The sequence below is a fragment of the Flavobacterium sp. FlaQc-57 genome, from assembly GCF_044007395.1.
Taxonomy (GTDB): Bacteria; Bacteroidota; Bacteroidia; order Flavobacteriales; family Flavobacteriaceae; genus Flavobacterium.
In genome coordinates this window covers 661,720-686,034 of the sequence record NZ_JBIPDA010000002.1, presented here as the reverse complement: position 1 = coordinate 686,034, position 24,315 = coordinate 661,720, and the positions used below count along the sequence as shown (strand labels likewise).

Annotated in this window: 21 protein-coding genes and 2 tRNA genes; 14 read left to right on the top strand and 9 right to left on the bottom strand. The window is 33.4% G+C overall.

Features of this window, described 5'->3' with window-relative positions; all coding sequences use genetic code 11:
- Window positions 1–17 precede the first annotated feature (17 nt).
- From sufB to sufD, 4 genes are all read left to right on the top strand, one after another.
- Window positions 18–1,466 carry a Fe-S cluster assembly protein SufB gene (gene sufB, locus ACHRVZ_RS08970; RefSeq protein ID WP_395421990.1) on the top strand — a complete coding sequence of 483 codons (1,449 nt, stop codon included), beginning with the start codon at window positions 18–20 and terminating at the stop codon, window positions 1,464–1,466.
- Between the two features lie 7 nt (window positions 1,467–1,473).
- Complete coding sequence (locus ACHRVZ_RS08965) at window positions 1,474–1,962, top strand: flavodoxin family protein (protein ID WP_395421989.1); 489 nt, start codon at window positions 1,474–1,476, stop codon at window positions 1,960–1,962.
- Window positions 1,963–1,975: 13 nt separating this feature from the next.
- Window positions 1,976–2,722: a Fe-S cluster assembly ATPase SufC gene (gene sufC, locus ACHRVZ_RS08960; RefSeq protein WP_395421988.1), complete on the top strand. Its 747-nt coding sequence runs from the start codon at window positions 1,976–1,978 to the stop codon at window positions 2,720–2,722.
- 65 nt (window positions 2,723–2,787) lie between these two features.
- On the top strand, window positions 2,788–4,104 hold the full coding sequence (gene sufD / locus ACHRVZ_RS08955) for a Fe-S cluster assembly protein SufD (RefSeq protein ID WP_395421987.1): 1,317 nt from the start codon (window positions 2,788–2,790) through the stop codon (window positions 4,102–4,104).
- A gap of 103 nt (window positions 4,105–4,207) precedes the next feature.
- Here sufD and ACHRVZ_RS08950 read toward each other — a convergent pair whose 3' ends face one another.
- On the bottom strand, window positions 4,208–5,557 hold the full coding sequence (locus ACHRVZ_RS08950; protein ID WP_395421986.1) for a serine hydrolase domain-containing protein: 1,350 nt from the start codon (window positions 5,555–5,557) through the stop codon (window positions 4,208–4,210).
- A gap of 221 nt (window positions 5,558–5,778) precedes the next feature.
- On the opposite strand from ACHRVZ_RS08950, the gene ACHRVZ_RS08945 reads away from it, so the two are divergent.
- The 6 genes from ACHRVZ_RS08945 (at window position 5,779) to ACHRVZ_RS08920 (ending at window position 9,910) form a co-directional block, all read left to right on the top strand.
- Complete coding sequence (locus tag ACHRVZ_RS08945; RefSeq protein ID WP_395421985.1) at window positions 5,779–6,993, top strand: aminotransferase class V-fold PLP-dependent enzyme; 1,215 nt, start codon at window positions 5,779–5,781, stop codon at window positions 6,991–6,993.
- Between the two features lie 10 nt (window positions 6,994–7,003).
- Complete coding sequence (locus tag ACHRVZ_RS08940; protein WP_395421984.1) at window positions 7,004–7,429, top strand: hypothetical protein; 426 nt, start codon at window positions 7,004–7,006, stop codon at window positions 7,427–7,429.
- A 2-nt stretch (window positions 7,430–7,431) separates the two neighbouring features.
- Entirely contained in the window at window positions 7,432–7,857 is a 426-nt protein-coding gene (locus ACHRVZ_RS08935) for a SufE family protein (protein WP_041519985.1), read from the top strand.
- 113 nt (window positions 7,858–7,970) lie between these two features.
- Complete coding sequence (locus tag ACHRVZ_RS08930) at window positions 7,971–8,294, top strand: SUF system Fe-S cluster assembly protein (RefSeq protein WP_041519984.1); 324 nt, start codon at window positions 7,971–7,973, stop codon at window positions 8,292–8,294.
- Window positions 8,295–8,370: 76 nt separating this feature from the next.
- Complete coding sequence (locus ACHRVZ_RS08925) at window positions 8,371–8,880, top strand: DUF2480 family protein (RefSeq protein ID WP_395421983.1); 510 nt, start codon at window positions 8,371–8,373, stop codon at window positions 8,878–8,880.
- Window positions 8,881–8,959: 79 nt separating this feature from the next.
- On the top strand, window positions 8,960–9,910 hold the full coding sequence (locus tag ACHRVZ_RS08920) for a DUF3078 domain-containing protein (RefSeq protein ID WP_395421982.1): 951 nt from the start codon (window positions 8,960–8,962) through the stop codon (window positions 9,908–9,910).
- Between the two features lie 154 nt (window positions 9,911–10,064).
- Here ACHRVZ_RS08920 and hflX read toward each other — a convergent pair whose 3' ends face one another.
- The 8 genes from hflX to ACHRVZ_RS08880 form a co-directional block, all read right to left on the bottom strand.
- Window positions 10,065–11,300 (bottom strand): GTPase HflX, encoded by a 1,236-nt coding sequence (gene hflX / locus ACHRVZ_RS08915; protein WP_395421981.1) that lies wholly within the window; start codon window positions 11,298–11,300, stop codon window positions 10,065–10,067.
- A 191-nt stretch (window positions 11,301–11,491) separates the two neighbouring features.
- On the bottom strand, window positions 11,492–12,361 hold the full coding sequence (locus ACHRVZ_RS08910; protein WP_395421980.1) for a hypothetical protein: 870 nt from the start codon (window positions 12,359–12,361) through the stop codon (window positions 11,492–11,494).
- A 136-nt stretch (window positions 12,362–12,497) separates the two neighbouring features.
- On the bottom strand, window positions 12,498–13,847 hold the full coding sequence (locus ACHRVZ_RS08905) for a DUF5689 domain-containing protein (RefSeq protein ID WP_395421978.1): 1,350 nt from the start codon (window positions 13,845–13,847) through the stop codon (window positions 12,498–12,500).
- Between the two features lie 18 nt (window positions 13,848–13,865).
- Window positions 13,866–16,703 carry a carboxypeptidase-like regulatory domain-containing protein gene (locus ACHRVZ_RS08900; protein WP_395421976.1) on the bottom strand — a complete coding sequence of 946 codons (2,838 nt, stop codon included), beginning with the start codon at window positions 16,701–16,703 and terminating at the stop codon, window positions 13,866–13,868.
- A 289-nt stretch (window positions 16,704–16,992) separates the two neighbouring features.
- Window positions 16,993–18,213, bottom strand: a complete 1,221-nt coding sequence (locus ACHRVZ_RS08895; RefSeq protein ID WP_395421974.1) for an MFS transporter — start codon at window positions 18,211–18,213, stop codon at window positions 16,993–16,995.
- Between the two features lie 221 nt (window positions 18,214–18,434).
- Entirely contained in the window at window positions 18,435–19,475 is a 1,041-nt protein-coding gene (locus ACHRVZ_RS08890; protein ID WP_395421973.1) for a Gfo/Idh/MocA family oxidoreductase, read from the bottom strand.
- A 100-nt stretch (window positions 19,476–19,575) separates the two neighbouring features.
- A complete protein-coding gene (locus tag ACHRVZ_RS08885; RefSeq protein ID WP_395421972.1) occupies window positions 19,576–20,646 on the bottom strand; it encodes an NADH:flavin oxidoreductase/NADH oxidase in 1,071 nt (356 codons plus the stop codon).
- Window positions 20,647–20,840: 194 nt separating this feature from the next.
- Window positions 20,841–20,993, bottom strand: a complete 153-nt coding sequence (locus ACHRVZ_RS08880) for a hypothetical protein (RefSeq protein WP_395421970.1) — start codon at window positions 20,991–20,993, stop codon at window positions 20,841–20,843.
- 687 nt (window positions 20,994–21,680) lie between these two features.
- On the opposite strand from ACHRVZ_RS08880, the gene rseP reads away from it, so the two are divergent.
- The 4 genes from rseP (at window position 21,681) to ACHRVZ_RS08860 (ending at window position 24,229) form a co-directional block, all read left to right on the top strand.
- Window positions 21,681–23,021 (top strand): RIP metalloprotease RseP, encoded by a 1,341-nt coding sequence (rseP, locus tag ACHRVZ_RS08875; RefSeq protein ID WP_395421969.1) that lies wholly within the window; start codon window positions 21,681–21,683, stop codon window positions 23,019–23,021.
- Between the two features lie 86 nt (window positions 23,022–23,107).
- Window positions 23,108–23,181, top strand: a tRNA-Asn gene (locus tag ACHRVZ_RS08870).
- A 36-nt stretch (window positions 23,182–23,217) separates the two neighbouring features.
- A tRNA-Asn gene (locus ACHRVZ_RS08865) sits at window positions 23,218–23,291 on the top strand.
- Between the two features lie 320 nt (window positions 23,292–23,611).
- Complete coding sequence (locus ACHRVZ_RS08860) at window positions 23,612–24,229, top strand: hypothetical protein (protein ID WP_395421968.1); 618 nt, start codon at window positions 23,612–23,614, stop codon at window positions 24,227–24,229.
- The last annotated feature ends 86 nt before the right edge of the window (window positions 24,230–24,315 follow it).

Here is a 24,315-nt window from a genome sequence, read left to right as displayed (position 1 = left end):
CTTTCAATAAAAAAACAATGAGCAAATACACAGAAGACGATTTAAAAATCGAACTCGAGACAAAAGAATACGAATACGGATTTTACACTGATATTGAATCAGAAACGTTTCCTATTGGTTTAAACGAAGATATCGTAAGAGCTATTTCTCTTAAAAAAGAAGAACCTCAATGGATGACCGATTGGCGTATTGAGGCTTTTCGTGCGTGGAAAGAAATGATCGAACCGGAATGGGCAAATGTTCATTATCAAAAACCGGATTTCCAGGCAATATCTTATTATTCAGCTCCAAAACAAGTTGATCCTAACAAAACTTTAGACGATGTAGATCCTGAACTTTTAGAGATGTACAAAAAGTTAGGTATCTCTGTAGATGAACAAAAAATGATGAACAATGTCGCTATGGATATTGTTGTCGATTCTGTTTCTGTAGCAACTACTTTCAAAAAAACATTGGCTGAAAAAGGAATTATTTTCTGCCCAATTTCAGAAGCAATCAAAGAGCATCCGGAATTAGTAAAAAAATATTTAGGAACTGTTGTACCTCAAAAAGACAACTTTTACGCAGCATTAAACTCAGCAGTTTTCTCTGACGGAAGTTTCTGTTATATTCCAAAAGGTGTTCGTTGCCCAATGGAACTTTCAACTTATTTTAGAATCAATCAGGCAGGAACAGGACAATTTGAAAGAACTCTTGTTATTGCTGACGAAGGAAGTTACGTTTCTTATTTAGAAGGCTGTACTGCTCCAAGTCGTGACGAAAATCAATTACACGCTGCTGTGGTTGAGTTAATCGCAATGGATGATGCAGAAATTAAATACTCAACTGTTCAAAACTGGTTTCCTGGAAACAAAGAAGGAAAAGGCGGAGTTTATAATTTCGTAACTAAAAGAGGTTTATGCGAAACAAATGCTAAAATTTCTTGGACGCAAGTAGAAACTGGTTCTGCTGTAACATGGAAATATCCTTCTTGTGTACTTAAAGGAGATAATTCGGTAGGAGAATTTTATTCAATTGCAGTTACCAATAATTACCAACAAGCAGACACCGGAACTAAAATGATCCATTTAGGTAAAAACACTAAATCGACTATTATTTCTAAAGGTATCTCGGCTGGTAAATCACAAAATAGTTACCGTGGATTAGTGCAAATTAGCCCAAGAGCTGATAACGCAAGAAACTTTTCACAATGTGATTCTCTATTGATGGGAAACAATTGTGGAGCACATACTTTCCCTTATATCGAAAGTAAAAATCCATCGGCTAAAATAGAGCACGAAGCAACGACAAGTAAAATTGGAGAAGATCAGGTTTTTTATTGCAACCAAAGAGGTATCCCGACTGAAAAAGCGATTGCCTTAATTGTAAACGGTTTCAGTAAAGATGTCCTAAACAAACTACCAATGGAATTTGCTGTTGAAGCTCAAAAATTATTAGAGATTTCTTTAGAAGGATCTGTAGGTTAATTGCAAAATGGAAGGTAGAAAAGTAATCATTTTAGGTTCATCCAGAAAAAACGGAAATACAACCAGAATTGTGGATGAAATTGCTAAAGAAACCGGAATAGACGTAATTGATTTAAGTGATTATAATATTTCTTATTATGATTACGAAAGCAAAAACAGAGATGATGATTTTTTTCCTTTAATAAAAGGTATCATCGAAAAGTACGACACTTTAATTTTTGCAACGCCAATATATTGGTATAATATGAGTGGAATAATGAAGGTTTTCTTTGATCGTATTTCGGATTTAATTCGAATTGAAAAAGAAACCGGAAGAAAACTTAGAGGAAAGAAAATTGGCGTGATATCAAATTCACATGACAATGAAATTGAAGATAGTTTTTACATTCCGTTCAAAAAAACAGCCGATTATTTAGGCATGGAATATTTAGGACACGCGCATTTTAATGCCAACATCCTAAACCAAACAACAAAAATAGAATTGACATTTATATAAAATAAAAAAAACAATGTTATCAATAAAAAACCTTCACGCCTCAATTGGTGATAAAGAAATCCTTAAGGGAATTAATATAGAAGTTAAAGCTGGCGAAGTACACGCTATCATGGGACCTAACGGTTCTGGAAAAAGTACACTTTCGGCTGTAATTGCCGGAAACGAAAATTACGAAGTTACTGAAGGAGAAGTTTTTCTTGACGGAGAAGATCTTGCTGATTTAGCTCCGGAAGAAAGAGCACACAAAGGAGTTTTCCTTTCTTTTCAATATCCTGTAGAAATTCCTGGAGTAAGTGTAACAAACTTCATGAAAACTGCCATCAACGAAACTCGTAAAGCAAACGGTCAAGCCGAAATGCCTGCGAACGAAATGTTGAAAGTAATTCGTGAGAAATCTGAATTATTAGAAATTGATCGTAAATTTTTATCTCGTTCATTAAACGAAGGTTTTTCCGGAGGAGAGAAAAAAAGAAATGAGATTTTTCAGATGGCAATGTTAGAGCCAAAATTAGCGATCCTTGACGAAACCGATTCTGGTCTTGATATCGATGCTTTAAGAATTGTTGCTAACGGAGTAAACAAATTGAAAAGTGAAAAAAACGCAATTATCGTTATCACACACTACCAACGTTTATTAGACTATATCGTTCCTGATTTCGTTCACGTTCTTTACAACGGAAAAATTGTAAAATCCGGAGGAAAAGAGCTAGCATATGAGCTAGAGGAAAAGGGCTACGATTGGATCAAGGCAGAAAACTAGTTTACAGTTACAGTTTACAGTTTGCAAAACTTATAACTTATAACTCATAACTTATAACTAAAGAAATGGATTTAAAAGAAAAATTAGTATCGTCTTTTATGGCTTTTGAAGAGCGTGTCGATGTACATTCAGATCTACATGACATTCGCACAAATGCTTTAAAAAACTTCGAAAATAAAGGTTTCCCAACCAAAAAAGAAGAAGCTTGGAAATATACATCGTTAAACGCCATCTTAAAAAATGACTTTACCGTTTTTCCAAAAGAAGAAAATGCAATCGAATTTAATCAGGTAAAAAAATACTTTTTACACGAGATTGACACTTACAAATTAGTGTTTGTAGATGGCGTTTTTAGTTCGCATTTGTCTTCAACAACACACGATGGAATCGATGTTTGTTTGATGTCATCGGCATTGACCAAACCAAAATATAAAATGATTATTGATAAATACTTCAATCAAATCGCCAGTAAAGACGAAAGTTTGACTTCGTTGAATACTGCTTTTGCAAGTGAAGGAGCTTTCATCAATATTCCGCAAAAGAAAGTAGCTGACAAACCAATTGAAATCATGTATTTTTCAACTGGAAACGAAGCTGCATTATTGGTTCAGCCTAGAAATTTGATCATTGTGGGCGAAAATTCACATGTTCAAATTATCGAGCGTCACCAAAGTTTGAACGAAAATCCAGTTTTAACCAATTCGGTTACAGAGATTTTTGCTCAAAAACGCGCTATTGTAGATCATTATAAAATTCAAAACGATAATCTTGAAGCGAATTTAATTGATAATACTTACGTTTCGCAACAACAAGAAAGTCATGTTTATGTACATACATTCTCATTTGGAGGAAATCTAACTCGTAACAATTTGAATTTTTATCATTTTGGAGAAAGATTGACAAGTACCTTAAACGGAATCACAATTATTGGCGAAAAACAACACGTTGATCATTATACTTTAGTCAACCACGCAACGCCAAATTGCGAAAGTTTCCAAGATTATAAAGGAATTTTCTCTGATCGCTCAACAGGAGTTTTCAACGGAAAAGTTTTGGTAGAAAAAGAAGCTCAAAAAACAAATGCTTTCCAAAAAAGTAATAATATTTTATTGAGTGATAAAGCAACTATCAACGCAAAACCACAATTAGAGATTTTTGCAGATGATGTAAAATGTTCTCACGGTTGTACAGTTGGACAACTTGATGAAACAGCAATGTTTTACATGCAATCACGTGGAATTCCTCAAAAAGAAGCTAAAGCTTTATTGATGTACGCATTTTCGAATGCTGTTATCGAAAGCATCAAAATACCGGAATTAAAACAAAGAATTACTAAAATCATTGCCATGAAATTAGGTGTGAATTTAGGATTTGACTTATAAAGTTTTAACCGCAAGGTTCGCAAAGATTTACGCAAAGTTCGCAAGGTTTATTTTTAAACTTTGCGAACTTTGCGCTTTTTACTTGGCGTCTTTGCGGTTAAATTTATTTTTTCACTGAAGAAATTATCCCTTTCAAAAAACCATTAAAATCAAATCCGTTATCACCTTCCTTCACTCCCATTCTCACAATTACCATATCTAAAGACGGAATAATTGCCACCATTTGACCTTGATAACCGCTGCAATAAAACATATCACGAGGAACATCCGGAAATTTTCCGCCTGCGTTTAACCAAAATTGAGCTCCATATTTTCCATCAGAAGTATTTGTAGGTGTTGCTGTATATTTTACCCAGCTTTCGTCCAGAATTTGTTCTCCGTTCCAATTTCCTTTATGTAGATACAATAACCCAAATTTTGACCAGTCGCGCGGTGTTGCCCATCCATAAGATGAACCTACGAAAGTTCCGGACATATCTTGTTCGACAATCATTGAGTTCATTCCTATTTTGTCGATTACGGCGCTGTACCAGAAATCAAGATATTCTTGTTGGGTTTTAAATTGACTTCTCAAAATTCGGGATAATAAATTGGTTGTTCCTGAAGAATAATTCCAATGTGTGTTTGGTTTAAACTGAGCAGGTTTATCCATTTGTACTTTTCCCATATCTTCAGCCTGAAAAAGCATTTTCGTGGCATCGCAAATCGTGCTGTAATTCTCTTCCCATTCTAAACCGGAATTCATGTGAAGCAAATCATTTAAGGTAATTATTTTACGATCATCCTTTTGCCATTCTGCAATTGGAACCGGTTTATAAATATCAATTTTTCCTTGTTTGGCCAAAACCCCAAAAGCCGAACTTGTAATACTTTTTGTCATCGACCAACCCAAAATCTTGCTGTCTTTATTAAAACCTGCATCATATTTTTCAGCTATCAATTTTTCTTTATATAGAACAACAACGGCACGCGTGCGTTTTGCTTTCCCTGCGTTTTTATCAAAAGAATCATCAACAGCTTTTTTCAATTTCGAATAATCAACATTCGCGAAAGCAGAATCTTTCGGTTCGTTATTCCCGTAAGGAAAAGGAAGCTTATTGATTAATTTAGTTCGTTTTGGAAGTAAATAAGGTTTTGAAACATCAAAATCATCATTAATCAAAACGGCTCCCAAACCTTCACGATAAATTGCTTTTCGCTCTTTTAAACCATAAACATTCGATGTCGCAAATTTTCCTGCATCATTAATTGTATTGGTTGCCAAATCGATCATATCAATATCATTATCCGTTTTTTCGATTAATTCTTTCGGACGATTATCGATAAAATGACCTGAGGCGATACTTTTGGCAGAGAAGCCGGAAATCAAATCAAGTTTCGGATAAGTTGTAAATCCGAAATACAAAAAAGCAAGAATCAAAACAAGCGCAAGTACTCTGAGAAATTTTTTCATAATGTTTACAGCTATTTTTACTGCAATATAAATAATTTATCTTCACGATATTAGAACTTAAATCACAAATCTGATTCGGATAATTCAGAAAATTAAATTGATTTTTACGGAATCAGTATTTACACCTTGCGACAATGGTACTATAAAAGGAAATTATAGAATAGCTGTAGAAACCAATTTAGTTTTAGTACTTTTGTAAATAGAATTTTTCTAAATAAGACATGCTAGACATTCAAAAAATAAGAGCTGATTTTCCGATACTTTCGGAAAAAGTTAACGGAAAACCTTTGGTGTATTTTGACAACGGTGCAACCTCACAAAAACCACAAATTGTGATCGATGCTGAGGCAAAATACTATCAGGAAATAAATGCCAATATTCATCGTGGTGTTCACACACTAAGCCAATTGGCAACTGATGCATACGAGATCTCAAGAGTAAAAATCCAACATCATATTAATGCTAAATTTTCTCACGAAGTTCTTTTTACATCGGGAACAACACACGGAATCAATTTAGTAACCAATGGTTTTGCATCAATTTTAAAACCTGGTGATGAAGTTGTCGTTTCATCATTAGAGCATCATAGTAATATTGTGCCTTGGCAAATGTTATGCGAAAAAACGGGAGCAACTCTTAGAGTTATTCCGATGAACGAAGATGGCGAACTGATCATGGAAGCTTTTGATTCTTTGTTATCAGAAAAAACTAAAGTTGTTACCGTAAATCATATTTCGAACGCATTAGGAATTATCAATCCTATCAAATATATTATTGAAAAAGCTCACGCTGTTGGTGCTGCCGTTTTAATTGATGGTGCGCAGGCAGTTCCGCATTTAAAACCAGACGTTCAGGATTTAGATTGTGATTTTTATGCTTTTTCAGGACATAAAATGTGTGGCCCAACCGGAACTGGAATTTTATACGGAAAAGAGGCTTGGCTAAACAAATTACCTCCTTATCAAGGTGGTGGTGAGATGATCAAAGAGGTTACTTTCGAGAAAACTACTTATGCCGATCTTCCTCATAAATTTGAAGCCGGAACTCCAAATATTGCTGGTGGAATTGTTTTAGGAACCGCTGTTGATTATTTAAACAATATTGGTTTTCATAACATTCACAAACACGAAGAGCATTTATTGGAATACGCGACAAAACGTTTACTGGAAATCGAAGGCTTAAAAATTTACGGAACCGGAAAGAATAAGGCTTCTGTAATTTCGTTTAATATTGACGGAATTCACCCTTACGACATTGGTTCAATTATCGATAAATTAGGTATTGCCGTTCGAACAGGACATCATTGTGCACAACCTATTATGAACTTTTTCTGTATTCCGGGAACCATTCGTGCTTCATTTTCTTTTTACAACACGAAAGAAGAAATTGATGTAATGGTCGAAGCAGTTAAAAAGGCCAAAACCATGTTAAGCTAAAAAATTTTTTATGAGAATATTATCTTTATTGCTTCTAACGATTTTCATTGGAGTAAGCTGTTCAAGCCAAAAGAAAACAGACATGAAATCAACACAAATTGAATATTCTGCCGTTTCACGAGGCCTTTACAAAAAGATAGTAGTTCAAAATCAAATGGTTTCAGTTACTAATGGTCGAAATAATGAAGCTGTTGAGAGCAAAATAAATGATGCAAAATGGAAACAAATTGTAGCGGAGTTTTCAAAAGTAAATTTAGAAACCTACTCAACTTTAAAAGGACCCACTGAAAAACGTTTTTACGATGGCGCGGCAATTGCAAATTTAAAGATAATTCAGAATCAGAAAATATATGAAACTCAAGGTTTCGACAATGGCTATCCTCCAAAAGAAATAGAAAAATTGGTAAATTTGCTGCTGGATTTTACGAAAGAATAATTATGACAATAAAAGAAATACAAAACGAAATAATAGACGAATTTTCGATGTTTGATGATTGGATGCAACGTTATGAGTACATCATCGAATTAGGAAAAAGTCTTCCGTTAATCAAAGAAGAATACAAAACAGACGAGAATTTAATTAAAGGCTGTCAGTCAAAAGTTTGGTTGCAAGGCGAACAAAAAGACGATAAAATTGTATTTACTGCCGATAGTGATGCTATTTTAACCAAAGGAATTATCGCGATTTTAATTCGTGCTTTCTCTAATCAAAAAGCTGAAGACATTATCAATGCCGATACGCAATTTATTGACGAAATTGGATTAAAAGAACATTTATCAGCAACACGCGCCAACGGATTAGTTTCGATGATTAAAAACATCAAAATGTATGCTTTGGCTTTTGACGCTAAAAACAAAAATTAAAGTTTTTAGCCACGAATTTCACAAATTTCCCGAATTAAGTATTCTATGTAAATAAAAATTCGTGTTGATTCGTGAAATTCGTGGCGAAAAAACAAAAAATACAAAAACAAAAAATGGAACAAGAAATAGACACAAACGAATTAGGAGAATCAATTGTAAAAGTTTTAAAAGGCATTTACGATCCGGAGATTCCTGTAGATATTTACGAGTTAGGATTAATTTACGACGTAATGGTGAACACTGATTATGAGGTAAAAATCTTAATGACATTGACTTCTCCAAACTGTCCTGTTGCAGAAAGCTTGCCAAGAGAAGTTGAAGAAAAAGTAAAAACAATTGAACACATTAAAGATGTTGATGTTGAAATTACTTTTGATCCGCCTTGGACTAAAGATTTAATGAGCGAAGAAGCAAAATTAGAATTAGGAATGCTTTAAAAAAGTATAAAGTTTTCAGTTTTCAGTCGCAGTTGAACACTGCAACTGAAAACTGCGACTGAAAACTAAAAAAGAAATGGAAGAAATAATCAATAAAGTTGCCAATAGTACATTAGAAGTATTTGATCTTGAGGATTATTATCCTAAAGGAATACGTGTGCAAATTGACATTTCGCAATGGCTTTTAGAAGGCTTTTTACTGAAAGAAAAAGACTTTAGAGAACACTTAAAAAATCACGATTGGTCACAATATCAAGATCAACTTGTGGCGATAAATTGTAGTACAGATGCTATTGTACCTGCTTGGGCATTAATTTTAGTGAGTGTTCATTTGGCTCCTTTTGCTAAAAAAGTAGTTGATGGAACGATCGAAGATTTAGACGCAAGTCTTTACGAAGAAATTTTAAGTAAGCTTGATTATTCAGCGTACAAAAACAAACCGATTATTATAAAAGGCTGTTCCAGAAAACCAGTTCCTACTAGAGCTTATATTTTGGCCTCTACTTATTTGCAACCTTTTGCAAGAAGTATTATGTACGGAGAAGCTTGTTCTGCAGTACCATTATACAAAGAATCTAAGAAATAACCTTCTTTTACGATCAATAAACACCGTGCCTTTTAACAGTTTTTAGTATATTTGTTCTTACACATTTAAACTATACACCATGAAAAAGCTAACGTTGTTACTCTTCATTTTAACGAATCTAACTTTTGTTCAAGCTCAAAATTCAGAAAAAGAATTAATTCAAAACACTGAAAAAGCGGTAAAGAAAATAAATGATACTATAGAGGGAGAAGGCTGGAAAGCAAAAGGAACCGTTTCTCTTTTACTTAATCAATCAAGTTTTAACAACTGGATTGCGGGAGGTGAAGATAGTTTTTCAGGAACTTTAGGAATCAACTACGACTTCAATTATAAAAAAGATGATCTTACCTGGGACAATAAAGTTTTAGCATCTTACGGACTTTTACAGACTAAAAATGCCGACTACGAAAAAAAAACCGATGACCGTCTTGAATTTAACTCAATCGTTGGGAAGAGAGCTTTTGGCCAATGGTATTACTCTTATTTTCTGAATTTCAGAACTCAGTTTTCAACGGGTTATTTATACGGAAAAGACGCAAACGGAAAAGAAATCAGAACAGAAAACACTAAGTTTATGTCTCCGGGTTATCTTACTACTGGTCCTGGTATTTATTGGACAAAAGATGAGAATCTTAAAATAAATTTTGCTCCTTTAACTTCCAAATTCACTTTTGTAGACAGTGCTTACACTTCTGGAATCGATCAGACAACTGGATTACCGTACGTTGACGGCTCTTATTTTGGAGTAGATGCCAATAAAAGCATGCGTTACGAATTGGGTTTCTATGCTTCTGTTTATTACAAATTGGCAATTATGACTAATGTCACGGCCGAAAACACTTTGAATTTATATTCTAATTATTTAGAAGATCCACAAAACGTAGACATCAATTACTCTTTAAATATCATCATGAAAGTAAATAAATTTCTATCTGCCAATTTATCCTTTCAGGCGATTTATGACGACAATGCTTTTCAAGGTTTCCAAACCAGAGAAGTTTTTGGTTTAGGAGTGAATTTCGGATTTTAACTTAAACCGATCTAAAAAATTTACCACAAAGAGCGCAAAGGTTTTATAAAAACGCAAAGTTCGCAAAGCTGGATGTTGATCTAGCTTTGCGAACTTTGCATTTTATGATACTTTAATATAAAAATCTTTGCGCTCTTTGAGGAAAAAATTTTATTTATTCCTGCTCCTCTTCTTTTTCAATTGCATCTTTATAATCCGGATACAAAAACTTATTATAAGGAAATCTCGTGATATGAATCTGACGAACTGCTTCGTAAACTACTTCTCTAAATTCCTCAAAATTTTCTTTCTGTGTTGCCGAAATAAATAAGGCTTTATCTTCTCCAACATTACTCATCCAGGTTTGTTTCCATTCCTCAAGAGTATAATGTCTTCTTGTCTTTTCAGTAATCAAATCATCCTCATCAATTGTCAAATGTTTGTAAGCATCAATTTTATTAAAAACCATAATTGTTGGTTTATCATTACTCTTGATTTCTAACAATGTTTTATTCACAGATTCTATATGATCTTCAAAATCAGCGTGCGAAATATCTACAACATGTAATAATAAATCTGCCTCACGAACCTCATCTAAAGTACTTTTAAAAGAATCAACCAATTGTGTCGGCAATTTTCTAATAAAACCTACCGTATCTGAAAGCAAAAAGGGTAAGTTTTTAATCACTACTTTTCGAACAGTTGTGTCTAAAGTTGCGAATAATTTATTCTCAACAAAAACATCACTTTTACCAACAGCATTCATCAACGTCGATTTCCCAACATTGGTGTAACCTACCAGCGCCACGCGTACCATCGCACCACGATTACTTCTTTGAATACTCATTTGTTTGTCGATCGTTTTGATCTTATCTTTCAACAACGAGATTCTGTCACGTACAATACGTCTGTCTGTCTCGATTTCAGTTTCTCCGGGTCCACGCATACCAATACCTCCTTTTTGACGCTCAAGGTGCGTCCATAAACCAGAAAGTCTTGGTAACAAATAGATACATTGTGCCAATTCAACCTGAGTTCTTGCATAAGAAGTCTCGGCTCTTTGTGCAAAAATATCCAGAATTAAATTGGTTCTGTCTAAGATTTTACAATCTATAATTTTAGAGATATTTTTTTGTTGTGATGGCGACAATTCATCATCAAATATCAAAGTCGATATATCGTGCTCTTTTACAAAAAGATTGATTTCTTCAATTTTCCCAGTTCCAACAAAAGTCTTGGGATTAGGGCGTTCCATTTTTTGCGAAAAACGTTTAATAACTTCACCTCCAGCGGTAAAAGTTAAAAACTCTAATTCATCCAGATATTCGTTAAGTTTTTCCTCACTTTGGTTTTGAGTCACAATACCAACAATGGCTGTTCTCTCAAAATTTATAACTTCTTTTTCTAACATAGCTTTGAATAAGGTGCAAATTTAATGATTTGTAAGGTACTAACACTTATAGAATTTCTTTTTTAAGTTCTATTTGGGAAATTATCACTTACTAAAAAAAATAAACCATTTAAAAATCAAAAATAATTAAGACGTTCATCTCAATAAAATTTAATTTTAAATGGTTTTAACTAAATTGAATAGTCAAACAATTACTCGTAAATAAAAGTTTTTTCTGTTTTTACAATTCCGTTTTCCTCAACCTGCGAACACGAAATTGGGAAGTTCTGTTTATTGTATTTGTATTTTCTGCTCACGCCAACTAATACAGTCGACGATGGACTAAAATTCATTTCATTATTATATGAGATCGCCTCAAAACTAAATTCGTCTTCGTGATATGAAATCATTGGCACAATTACTTTATAATTGTCACCAAACAAATTTTGAACGATTAATGCATCTACAGATTTTTTATCATCAAAAGTATATGTTCTCGAAATTTTATCTCCCACCAAACCTTTGTGCTTTATAACATTATCATTCACATAAACATATTCAATTTTGCCAATAATTGCCTTGTTTCGATCACGTGAAGTACGTCTCACAATGATACCGTTTTCGACAATATATTCGATATCATCGACTAAATTTTGATGGTTTGTACTTTTTTTCGTTGTTACTTTTACTCGTGCACCTTCATAACCAAAAGTGACTACTTTCGTAATATAATCAGGCCCTTCCTGGTATTTTTTAACGAATTTAGTAATGTTTTTATCGGCGTCATAAGTGTAGTTAATCACCTCTTTCCAATCGCTGCCAACTTTGTCTTTAACAGTCATATCTAACAATCCGTTTTTGTTGTAAAAGAAATGCTGTACAACATCAGAAGTAGTTATTGTTTGTATTTTACCGTCTTTAAAAATTACGGTTTTGTTTACAATTTCACCGTCTTTAGAATTCTGGTAATTTGTTTTAACAATATTAATTTGTTTTAATCGAACCGGAGCTACATCCTGATCCTGACTGTGCAATAAGCATGGAAAAACCATCATCATGATGGCGATAAAGTAGGTTTTCATGTGGTATTTGTATTGATTTGGGATGACCAAAATACAAAATTCTATCAAATTTTAACAGTTTAAATCTCAAAAACAGTACACTATTAAATTTCCCGCTAAAAATCAACACATTAAATACACTTTTCAAAAATGCAACCTACTTTTCGCCAAAAATCTTAACATCGTCTACCATAAAAGCACCGTTGAGTGTTTTATCTTTTCCGGATCCTATATACTTAAATGCAATATGAATATTACCTGAATAGGTCGATAAATCTATTCCGCCAGAACTTATAAACTGACGCGCTGGTGTAGACAATGATGGGAATTTCGCAGTTAATTTTGTCCATTTTGCTTTGCTGATATTTGATCCGTCAAAATTAGTTGAGACATAAACTTCTAAAGAATTTAGCGGCGAATCAACTTTTAAATCATGTTGTGCGCTTCTAAAAGACAATACAGCATTCTTATAACCTGCCAAATTAATTTTAGGAGAAACCAGCCATGCTATATTTTCGGCGGCTGTTGTGCTTGTGGTATTAAACTCGGCATAACCATTGCCGCCATAAACCATACTCTTCCACAATTTTGTAGCTTTTTCTACAATGTTGCTCCAACCTGGCAACGTAAAATTTACATTATTTTTTACAGATTGAAAATCTTCTGCAAAAAACGGAACATTTCTTTTCCCGTTCATTACAACATCTTTTTCTGAACGAACCATCATTTGGTAATCAGATCCAAATTTGGTCAAAATTCCTCGAACTTTTCCGCTTCCTTCAGGAACAAGATGATCTGCAAAACTAGCGTAACTACTTGTTCTGAAAATAATCTGATTTCCGGTTTTATCCCTTAAATTCCAATTCGTAGATCCTCCAACATTATTTGTTTCTTCAAAATAATGACGCCCAATTGCCGCTTCTGCAAACTCAACATCATTTAACTCTATTAATGTATTTAATTTACTGTCGTCTAAAGCTTCTTCTACAGAAAAGGACTCAACCAATTGGCTTTCGTCAATCACGACACATGATGCGTTTAGAACATTTTTATATTCATTTTGCGAAATTCTACCTATTGTAGGATCGCCGGCATTACTCACATACAAACTCCCGATTCGCAATCCGCCATAATATAAATCTGTAAACTGATTTTTAAGTTTTACATATACTTTATTACCTATTCGATAATCGATGTAAGTATTTGAAGCATCAACAGGAACACTAAAACCAATTGCAGGGAATTTTGCTGTTGCCAAAGTCTGAAATGAAATACTTTTGAAAAAATTACCTCCTTCATCACTCGAAACCACATAAGCTTCTATAATATCGTCATAAACATATTGTTTCGCGACAGTACCAGACAGTTCATGAATTTTTTCGACTGTTTTATTTACCGTTAAATTTGGTTGTGTACATTCTAGTTTAGGAGTTTCAATTTCGTTATTGCAGCTGCAAATAAACAATAATGACAATCCCAAAAATGAATTTAAAAATCTATTCTTCATAATATTATATCTTTAAAATTATAAGCCAATTGTAAGATTTACAAAATAAGTTCGGCCGTAGCCATAATAATACTTGGGTTCAAAAGAAGGAGTTCCGCTGGAAATATCCTGATTTAAAGCTCTAAAATTGGCATTTCTGGCCTGCTCGAAACCACCAGTTTTATACGTCGAATCCAAAACGTTATTTATACTTGCAAAAAGCCCTACATATTTCCCATAAACACGCCAAGACTTTCCTCCCGAAATGTTTAGCAATGAAATTGGATCGAACTTTTCTTGTTTTAACAATTCATCACCGCGTTCTTTTGTCGCTTCCGGAAAAGGAAATCCGTTTGCAGGATTACTATAGAATTGTGACGTTCTTGCAACCGGAGAAATATCTATATAACTATTTGTTAAATAATTGATATTTGCGGCAAGCCACCAAAACTTAGGATCCCGATATTCTAGCCCTAAAGAATAAGCTTGCTGAGGCATTCCCGCTTGTTTATAATTTTTAATGTAAGCTTTACCAAAATCAAACGTTGTTTGCTTATCTGTTTTTAACGCATTGGCATCATTCGTAATTAAAACATCCGGATTACTATCATAAGTATAATTACCGTAAGCTGCAGAAAAATTAGTTTTTAATGTCGATGACATTTGATACTCAAAACTCAATTCGCTTCCGATATTTTTTTTATTCAAATGAGTAAGCGTTTGACTCACAAAAGCATCAGTCGCGTCATAACCTGCTACATTATCAAAAATTCCTTCGGCATAAAAAAAAGACGTTTTTATACTGTTTTTAATCAAAGCATAATAAGCCGTCAATCGCATTTTTAGTTTCGGAGAATGATACACATAATTGGCTTCGGCACTGCTTACGTTTTCACTTTCAATCCCGTCAACAACTGAATTATTTAGGCGTGAATTCGAAAAAGTATTTCGGAGTGAAGGTGCTCTTGTGAGATGTGATCCATTAAAAAACAGCAATTGTTTGCCTGAAATTTTGTAGGTAAAGCCACCTTTGAAACCAAAATTTTCAAAATTTATTTTCTGGCTTTTGCCGAGGGAATTTAAAGGATAAATTCCGTTTTGATACAATCCTTCTCGTTGATAATTTGACAAAGAATAAGATTGTGCTAAATAAAATTCTGTTTTATTATATGAAAATCGAAACTGTGTAAACGCATCAATTGTATTGGCCAAAAAATTATAATTATAGCCGTAAATATCTCCTTCTTTTACTTTTCGATTGAGATTTTGCAAATCTGATTGTGATTGGTTTCCTTTATAAAATGGATCAATATCTTCAAAATATTCTCCTCCAAGTAGATCTGTGAGGTATTGAAAATTATGAGATTTAAGATTTCGAAATTGTACTCCACCGTCAAAAAAGATATTTGATGTAAGCTGTGAATTCAGATTTGTGCTTGCGGCAAAAGTTTTATCATCTGTTCGATCTTCGTATAAAACATAGTGACTTTGCATGGGTTCATAACCCAAAACCGCACCATTAGCATTTGTTATTATTTTTTGATTTGCACGATACATAGCTTCCCAATCTATTTGAGAATTTTCTAAAAATGCTGCTTTGCTTTTTTCGGCACTTTCATAATCCGGAGTAAATTCTCCTGAGAATTCTCCATGATCTTTTGCATACAAAGAACTAAAGTAACTAGGCATTTTTTTATAATAAACAGGATCCGGACTGTCTCCTCTTTGATAATCAAGGTTGCTATTTCCAACTTTTCCAAACTGATACATTACGCTCGAATTTAAATTTGTCTTCTCATCAATTTTAAAATAATGATTGAGCATTAATAATGGTTCTTCGACATTTTTTACTCTTGCATTTCGTTTCACTCCGTTTTGCCAGCCCCAATACGAGCTGTATTTTTCGTTGGTCAATTGAGTCACTTCATTTGTATTAGCTGAATTTTTGCCTCGAGAATTTGGCGTATAAAATCCTGTAAAATTCAAAGATTGTCTGGCGTTTAATTTCTTTTCGACACTGATAAAAAAAGATTCGGCGTTGAAATTTGTTCCTTCAAAAAAACCTTCTTCTGACCAGCGTTTTCCAGCAGAAACTGCATATGCCCAACCTGAAGCATTCATTCCTGATGCATAGGTCGCAATTGCACGCCAATTGAATGTAGTATTGCTTCCTGAAAAGGTTAACTGTCCTCCTTTTCTATACATTGAAGCTCGCGTAAAAATTTGCTGTGTTCCTAAAATTCCTCCAAAAGTATAATTCGAAGTTGCAGCTCCAATGGAAAATTCCTGATTTCGAAGCACATTATTTAAGCCTCCCCAATTATTCCATTGTGGTCTACCGTCATAAATTTTGTTCATCACCATTCCGTTGAGCATCATGGTTCCGTTTTCGCTATCCAAACCACGAACTCTAAATCGGGCTTGACCCCAATTGAAAGCTGAAGCCTGCATAAAAGCGTCTTTTGAAGATTGAAGAAGACCTGCAGTCATTTCAGAAGAACTATTATCGTCTGACAAATCACTTTCTAATAATGTAATTAATGCTGCGGGAGTTTCATCTGAAAAATTATCTTCTAATTGTAGTATTCCAAGGTTTATTTCCTGACCGAAACTTGATTGAATTTTGAGCAGCAAATCTTTATAACCCTGACTATGAAGCAACAGCAATTGCTCTCCTTTTATTGAAGATTGCAATTTAAATTTACCGTCTGTATTTGTTAGTTGTGTTACAGAAGAATTTTGAATACTTACTACAATATTCGCAAGAGGATTTTGTGTTTTTGCATCAATTACAATTCCCAGAAAAGTAGTTTGCTCTTGCGAAAATACAAGGCAAAAAGTCAATAAAGTAATAACCAAAAAGTATTTTTTTCTCATGAAAAACACCAATTAAATTTTGCGAAATAGTTTTAATTATTCCGTTCAAAAGATAAAACTGATTTTTGGAGAAAAATTTAAGAATCAAATCATTGGTTATTTCTTGACCTGAAATTCAAATATAAATAAAAAATAATTCGAAATACTTTTCTTGTTAATTTATTATTGTATTAAAATGTTTTTTAATACATATTGAGTACATCCTCTATTTTATATTGGAGAATATTGCTTTTTTAGCTCTATGCTTCTCTGTTTTTATTAGAGATTTAAAGCTATGAATGCGACTTAATTAAGCTGTAGTTCTAATTTTAGAAACCATAAAAGCAATTAGAACACCAAAGATTCCGATAAAGGCAAAAGAAAACTGAAGTCCGAAACTTTCGGCAATATGTCCTATTACTGGTGGCCCCATTAAAAAACCAAGAAAACTAACACTCGAAACAATCGTTAAGGCTTCGCCTGGAGGAACAGTAGGGTTTTTTCCCGCCATACTATAAACGGTTGGTACAATAGTAGCGACACCCAAACCAACTGCCATGAAAGCAATAGTACATGGAATAATATAAGGAAGAAATACGGCGGTAAAAAGTCCTGCCGAAATCATAACTCCACTAATTTGCATCACACGCTCGCGACCAAATTTATTAATTAAGCCATCTCCTAAAAAGCGTCCACTGGCCATCATAATCATAAACGATGTATAACCAAGAATTACTAACGGTCCCGGCGCTTTTACAATATCTTTAAAATAAACTCCGCTCCAGTCAAACATTACTCCTTCACTCGCCATACTACAAAAACCAATGACTCCAAGCCAGATTAAAGCACTGTCTGGTTTAGCGAACAATTTTTTCTTTTCGCTTGTTTTATTTTTTATTTTTTCTTTGGCTTTTACCAGAAATTTAAAATTAAAAGCAACCATTAATAACACAACTCCGCCAACAATTAAGAAATGATGAAATGGCGATAAGTTCAAAGCTAACATTCCTAATCCTACCAATGCACCACTAAATCCGGCAAAACTCCACATTCCGTGAAAAGAGGACATGATTGTTTTTTTAAAAAGTACTTCAGTATAAACTCCTTGCGTATTGACTGCAATATTGGCTAGATTCCCAAATAATCCAAACAGAAATAAACCCAATGACAATTGCAAAGCTGATGTTGCCAAACCTAGATTTGCCAAACATAAAACATACATTATTAAGGAGAAAATTAAAATTCGGTGACTGCCAAATTTAGTAACCATTTTTCCCGAAAATGGCATAATCACTAATTGCCCCATTGGCAAGGCAAAAAGTATAGAACCCAAATCACCTTCGGTTAAATGCAATGCGGTTTTGATATCCGGAATTCGGCTTGCCCAAGTTGCAAAACTTAATCCCATTCCGAAATAAAACATTCCCACAGCGAAACGAATTCGGTTTAAATAAGAAGCTTTTGCTTCTCTATAAACTTTCTTGATTTTTCCTTTTGTCTGGAATAGCGCTAGTGGATTGAAATTTATCAATGTTGATGCATTTTGGATTTAATAGCATAAAAGTACAAAAAACCTACTTTATAGACTACCAAACCCAACTAGTTCCTCAATTTATAACGTTGTATGTTTATAAATTCTTATAAAGGTACTAAGATTCTGAGGCCCAAAGCGACAAAGGTTTTCTGTCTTTGGGCATAAAAAAAACGCACTGCTGTGCGTTTCTACAATATTATCCGATAAATCTGTGATTTTTATAAATCAATAACTTTTCGTTGTGCATTACTCGTAATTGCTGCTTCAATAATCTGCATTACTTTTACTCCGTCCTGAGCGGTAACAGGTTCTTTTTTATCATTTGCAATTGAGTCATAAACACCATCAAAAAATGAAAAATAGTTACCTTGAAGTGTTGGAATTTTTTCGTGAATTAATTTTCCATCAATTTCTGTATGCAAAAGCCCTTTTAAATCTTCTGATTCTGTTCCCCAAGATTCTAAGTTTGGTTTTTTTCCGAGTTTTAATTCATCTTCCTGAACATCTCCACGAGGTTTTAAGAATGATCCTTTTTTACCGTGAATTGTATATGCCGGATTGGCTTCTCTTACGAAAAAACTCGCTTTTAATCGGACTCTGAAATCTTCATAAATCAACAACAAATCCATCCAGTCATCGACCAGTGAATTTTCTCTTGTATAACGAATATCTCCAAAAACAGATTTTGGCGAACCAAACAAACATACTGCCTGATCTATTAAATGCGGACCTAAATCTTTCAAAATTCCGGCTCCATCATTTGCAGTTTCTTTATGCGCTTTTGGACTCAATAAAGGATTGTATCTGTCAAAATGGAATTCGGCTTCGACTAAATTTCCTAAAGTTCCCTCTTTAATTATTTTTTGAACAGTTTTAAAATCGCTGTCCCATCTTCTATTTTGAAAAACGGCTAATTTTAAGCCTTTTTCTTTTGCAATGGCTGCCAATTCTTCAGCTTCGGCCACAGTTGTTGTAAATGCTTTTTCGACAACGGCATGTTTCCCTGCTAAAAGCACTTTTTTAGCATATTCATAATGCGTTCCCACTGGTGTATTTACAATTACCAAATCAACATCGTCTGATAATAACTCGTCTATAGATGGATAACTTTTTACAGTTGGATAATCTTCCTGAATTAGCTTTTTGCTTCTTTCCCAAGAACCTAATAATTCAAATCCGGGGTGAATATCTAAAAATGGAGCGTGAAAAACTTTCCCCGACATTCCGTATGATAATAGTGCTGTTTTTATTTTTTGCATTTTTTTTGTTTTTATTTTGCCACAGATTAATGTGATTAAAAAGATTTTTTTCGCCACAAATTACATTAATTTACACTAATTATATTGCGCATAAAAATATTTAAATCTTAGCTCTTTCATATTGTTTTGGCCACTGAATAGCTTCGTTTAATTCTCGGGCAAAATCTAAAGGTAAATTTGGATTCCTCAATGATTCTCTGGCAAACAAAATTAAATCGGCCTGACCGCTATTCAAAATTTCTTCGGCTTGTTTGGCTCCGGTAATTAAACCAACTGCTCCGGTTAAAATCGAAGCTTCTTTTTTAATTTTTTCTGCAAAAGAAACCTGATAGCTCGGTTTCAATTCTATTTTTTGATGCGAAACTAATCCGCCTGATGAAACATCAATTAAATCTATTCCTTTTTCTTTTAAAATTATTGAAAGTTTTACTGATTCTTCAGGATTCCATCCGCCTTCTGCCCAATCTGTTGCTGAAATGCGAACAAATAAGGGTAAATCTGCAGGCCATTCTGATTGAACTGCTGCTACAATTTCTAATGTAAAACGAATTCTGTTTTCAAAACTTCCACCATATTCGTCTGTTCTAACATTGGTTAATGGTGATAAAAACTGGTGCAATAAATAACCGTGCGCGCCATGAATTTCCATAACCTTATAACCTGCTTCAACTGCTCTTTTTGTGGCTGATTTGAAATCTGAAATTACTTTTTGGATTCCGTTTTTGTCTAAAGCTTCCGGAAGAAAGGGTTCGTTATCATGATATGGAATCGCACTTGCGGCAACTGTTTGCCATCCGCCTTGCGTAAAATCTAACTTTTTATTGCCTTCCCAAGGAGCCGAAACACTTGCTTTTCGTCCGGCATGCGCCAATTGAATTCCGGGAACAGCATTTTGAGAAACAAGAAACTGATTGATCGTTTTTAATTTTTCTATATGCTCGTCTTTCCAAATCCCTAAATCAGCCGGAGAGATTCGCGCTTCCGGAGAAACCGCTGTGGCTTCCTGAATGATCAGGCCAACGCCTCCGCTGGCACGGCTTCCAAGATGCACCAAATGCCAATCGTTCGCAAATCCGTCAACTGCAGAATATTGACACATAGGCGAAATAACGATTCTGTTTTTTAAAGTGATTTTTTTTATCGTAAAGGGAGAGAATAATATTGAAGCCATAATTATAACTTTTAGTTGTTTTTACACTATCTATTGAATAGAATAATGTTTAAAAAAGTAAAGTTAAAGCTTCTTATCAAAACTGGAAATCTAAATGTTTATTAATTAACAAACATTTAAAGCGAAATCTGTTTATTCCAGAAATTGTGATTTTCGTCTGTTTCCTGTAATAAGTGGTAAAAAAATTATACTTTTTAGTGAGTAGCAAAATATAAAGCCTCTCCAATTACCTTTCCAGCATAATAAAACATAAAAATAAACAGTAGGCAAGTATAAAATATACTTAAAACTTGCTTGTGTTTTTTTCCTATAAAAAGGGGTTCTAAAATATTTTTATCTGTTTTCATTTTTGTTTTATGGAGAACCACATACAAAAATAATCATGTGTGATTCATTATTTTTTTTACTTTGCCAAAGCTTCACCAAAAACAATTCCTTTCTCAAATACCTGAATAAAGAAAAAAATTAAAATTGCAGCAGCAAAAATTATAATGTAGTAATCCTCTTTTTTAGTTTCCATATGTAAATTGATTGTATTAATGTTTAACCTTAATTATTCAAATGATGCGCTGCTTCACCACATATCTTTCCTAAAAAATAGAAACAAAACATGTAAATTATTGTTACACATATTACAAGCATTATCTTATGTTCTTTTTTTAATTTAAATGTTTGAATTTTCATCTCTCTCTTTTTTATTTAATTAATCATTTAGAAACGACCAATATAACAATAATACCTCAACCAAAAAAATAAATAGTAGGATTTTTTCTATGTTATTTATTTTAATGAAGTTGTATCAAATTTAAAATCATCTAATTAAAGCATTAAAGTAGAGCAATTGTAACATTCAGGCCAAATGAGTTACTAATATATATAGACGCAAAATAAGCTTTGCTTGCTTTAATAGAAAAGAAGCTGGAAGTAAGAGAAATTATTAACAAACATTTAAAACCTTAAGTAGTATATTGCGGTCTTAAATTAAATCAGAAAACGTTACTTTTGTGCGTTAAATTACGAACTAAAAATACAAAATGGATATAGTTATCAAACTCTCTCAATTTCTATTGAGTTTATCTTTACTTATTATTCTTCACGAATTAGGGCATTTTATTCCCGCAAAATTATTTAAAACAAGAGTCGAAAAATTTTACTTATTTTTTGATGTTAAATATTCTCTATTAAAAAAGAAAATTGGAGAAACTGAATACGGTATCGGATGGTTACCACTTGGAGGTTATGTAAAAATCTCTGGAATGATCGACGAAAGTATGGACAAGGAACAAATGGCTTTGCCACCACAACCTTGGGAATTTCGTTCTAAACCGGCTTGGCAACGTTTGATCATCATGTTGGGTGGTGTTACGGTAAACTTTATTCTGGCGTTTATTATTTATATCGGAATGGCGTTTGCTTATGGTGATACTTACGTGGCAAATGCTGATTTGAAAGACGGCGTTTTAGTCGAAAATCCTGTTATGATTAAAACTGGTTTCAAAACTGGTGATAAGCTTATTGCTATTGATGGACAAAGTGTAGCAAACTTCGACAATGATTTGACCATGAAAATTATCATGGCAAAAGAAATTTTGATCGAAAGAAACGGACAACAACAAACGATAAAAATACCTACTGATTTTGTTGATCAGTTGTCAAAAACTAAAAAAGGACATCTTGTCGATATGAGAATTCCTTTTGCTGTGGCTAATATTCTTGAAGACTCAGAGAATACAGCTATAAAACCAAAAGATTTATTTGTTAGTATTAATGGTCAAGATGCAAGATATTATGATCAGGTTACAGCGATTTTATTAAACAATAAAGGAAAAACACTTCCTGCTGTTGTTTTACGTGATTTGAAAAAAGTTCCAGTTACTGTTAAAGTTTCTGCCGAAGGAAAATTAGGCGTTGCTGTTGGTAATTTAAACATGGAATCTTTAGAAAAACTAGGTTACTATAAAATTAGTACTAAAAACTACAGCTTGCTTGAATCAATTCCGGTTGGACTAACAAAAGGTAAAGATCAATTAGTAAGTTACGGAAAACAACTTAAAATGATTTTTAATCCAGAAACAAAAGCATACAAACAAGTTGGTGGTTTTGCGGCAATTTTCAACATTTTTCCGAGTACTTGGAGCTGGGAAGCTTTCTGGACAATCACTGCTTTATTGTCAATTATGCTTGGAGTTATGAATTTATTGCCAATTCCGGCACTTGATGGTGGTCATGTGATGTTTTTATTATACGAAATAATTAGCGGTAAAAAACCGAGTGATAAATTCTTAGAGAACGCACAAGTGGTTGGTTTCGTTTTACTTATCGCACTGCTACTATTTGCTAACGGAAACGACATTTATAAGGCAATTGTTAAGTAGAAAAAATATTTAATAAAAAGTGCAAAAATATTTTTGAGAAACTAAAAAATGCTCTATATTTGCACTCGCTAAAAAGAACAACAACTTCCTCCTTAGCTCAGTTGGTTAGAGCATCTGACTGTTAATCAGAGGGTCCTTGGTTCGAGCCCAAGAGGGGGAGCAACTTTTTAGCAAACATATTTACCTTTAAGGTGATTCCTTCTTAGCTCAGTTGGTTAGAGCATCTGACTGTTAATCAGAGGGTCCTTGGTTCGAGCCCAAGAGAGGGAGCTTAAAAAAAGACTATCATTTTCATGATAGTCTTTTTTTTTGTTTAAGAACATACTGAAATCAATACTTCAAGATTGTTTATCCTATCAAACGCAAAAGAAGATCAACGTTAAATATTCTAGAGAAACATAAAATATATTCCTTAACTATTTTATATCGCAGAGAACGCAAAAATTTTTATCTAAGAATGCTTCTAAAGACTAAGAGTAAAAAAACGTAGCGCCCTTTACGGTATTTTTTTTACTCACTCTACCAGTTTTCAATTGATCCGTAAAAGTTTATTACATTTAACAAATCGTTAAAATAAACTCTTAAGATAAATGACAATCAAGAATCTTCACTATATTTCCGGGTTAACAATCACGATTTTTATTGGCCTACATTTGTTCAATCACTTTATTAGTGTTTTTGGCGCTCAGGATCACATTGAAACAATGAATACTTTACGAATTTTTTATCGTAATATTTTGGCTGAAACCATTTTGTTATTAGCTGTGGTTCTTCAAATTATCTCAGGACTGAAACTTTTTAAAACAAATAAAAAATTAGCAATTTCTAAATTTGACAAATTACAGCTATGGACAGGCCTCTATTTATCAATTTTCTTTATCGTTCATTTAAGCGCTGTTCTAAGTGGACGCCTTTTTTTAAAACTTGACACAAACTTCTATTTTGGAGTAGCTGGATTAAACTCATTTCCATTTAACTTGTTTTTCATCCCTTACTACGGACTCGCAATTCTATCCTTTTTTGGCCATATTGCTTCAATTCATAACAAAAAAATGGAGAAAATTGTTTTTGGACTGTCGCCAAAAAGACAATCAATTGCAATCTTGATTTTAGGACTTATCATAACAATTGTAATATTCTACGGCTTGACAAACCACTTTAATGGAGTAACAATACCAAAAGAATATGAAGTGTTGATTGGAAAATAAAAGCAACAAACCATTCCTCAGTATATGACTTCGTCAGAAACGGATTGGGTTATCTCTCGCACCAACGTAAACAAGATCCTCTAAAA

Bases quoted from the DNA above. Each gene is read 5' to 3' on its own strand.
- ACHRVZ_RS08940 (WP_395421984.1), top strand. From the start codon at position 7,004: ATGAGAATATTATCTTTATTGCTTCTAACGATTTTCATTGGAGTAAGC.
- rseP (WP_395421969.1), top strand. From the start codon at position 21,681: ATGGATATAGTTATCAAACTCTCTCAATTTCTATTGAGTTTATCTTTA.
- hflX (WP_395421981.1), bottom strand. From the start codon at position 11,300: ATGTTAGAAAAAGAAGTTATAAATTTTGAGAGAACAGCCATTGTTGGT.
- sufD (WP_395421987.1), top strand. From the start codon at position 2,788: ATGGATTTAAAAGAAAAATTAGTATCGTCTTTTATGGCTTTTGAAGAG.
- ACHRVZ_RS08880 (WP_395421970.1), bottom strand. From the start codon at position 20,993: ATGAAAACAGATAAAAATATTTTAGAACCCCTTTTTATAGGAAAAAAA.
- ACHRVZ_RS08905 (WP_395421978.1), bottom strand. From the start codon at position 13,847: ATGAAGAATAGATTTTTAAATTCATTTTTGGGATTGTCATTATTGTTT.
- ACHRVZ_RS08965 (WP_395421989.1), top strand. From the start codon at position 1,474: ATGGAAGGTAGAAAAGTAATCATTTTAGGTTCATCCAGAAAAAACGGA.
- ACHRVZ_RS08920 (WP_395421982.1), top strand. From the start codon at position 8,960: ATGAAAAAGCTAACGTTGTTACTCTTCATTTTAACGAATCTAACTTTT.
- ACHRVZ_RS08890 (WP_395421973.1), bottom strand. From the start codon at position 19,475: ATGCAAAAAATAAAAACAGCACTATTATCATACGGAATGTCGGGGAAA.
- ACHRVZ_RS08900 (WP_395421976.1), bottom strand. From the start codon at position 16,703: ATGAGAAAAAAATACTTTTTGGTTATTACTTTATTGACTTTTTGCCTT.
- ACHRVZ_RS08885 (WP_395421972.1), bottom strand. From the start codon at position 20,646: ATGGCTTCAATATTATTCTCTCCCTTTACGATAAAAAAAATCACTTTA.
- ACHRVZ_RS08925 (WP_395421983.1), top strand. From the start codon at position 8,371: ATGGAAGAAATAATCAATAAAGTTGCCAATAGTACATTAGAAGTATTT.
- ACHRVZ_RS08860 (WP_395421968.1), top strand. From the start codon at position 23,612: ATGACAATCAAGAATCTTCACTATATTTCCGGGTTAACAATCACGATT.
- ACHRVZ_RS08910 (WP_395421980.1), bottom strand. From the start codon at position 12,361: ATGAAAACCTACTTTATCGCCATCATGATGATGGTTTTTCCATGCTTA.
- sufB (WP_395421990.1), top strand. From the start codon at position 18: ATGAGCAAATACACAGAAGACGATTTAAAAATCGAACTCGAGACAAAA.
- sufC (WP_395421988.1), top strand. From the start codon at position 1,976: ATGTTATCAATAAAAAACCTTCACGCCTCAATTGGTGATAAAGAAATC.
- ACHRVZ_RS08935 (WP_041519985.1), top strand. From the start codon at position 7,432: ATGACAATAAAAGAAATACAAAACGAAATAATAGACGAATTTTCGATG.
- ACHRVZ_RS08945 (WP_395421985.1), top strand. From the start codon at position 5,779: ATGCTAGACATTCAAAAAATAAGAGCTGATTTTCCGATACTTTCGGAA.
- ACHRVZ_RS08930 (WP_041519984.1), top strand. From the start codon at position 7,971: ATGGAACAAGAAATAGACACAAACGAATTAGGAGAATCAATTGTAAAA.
- ACHRVZ_RS08950 (WP_395421986.1), bottom strand. From the start codon at position 5,557: ATGAAAAAATTTCTCAGAGTACTTGCGCTTGTTTTGATTCTTGCTTTT.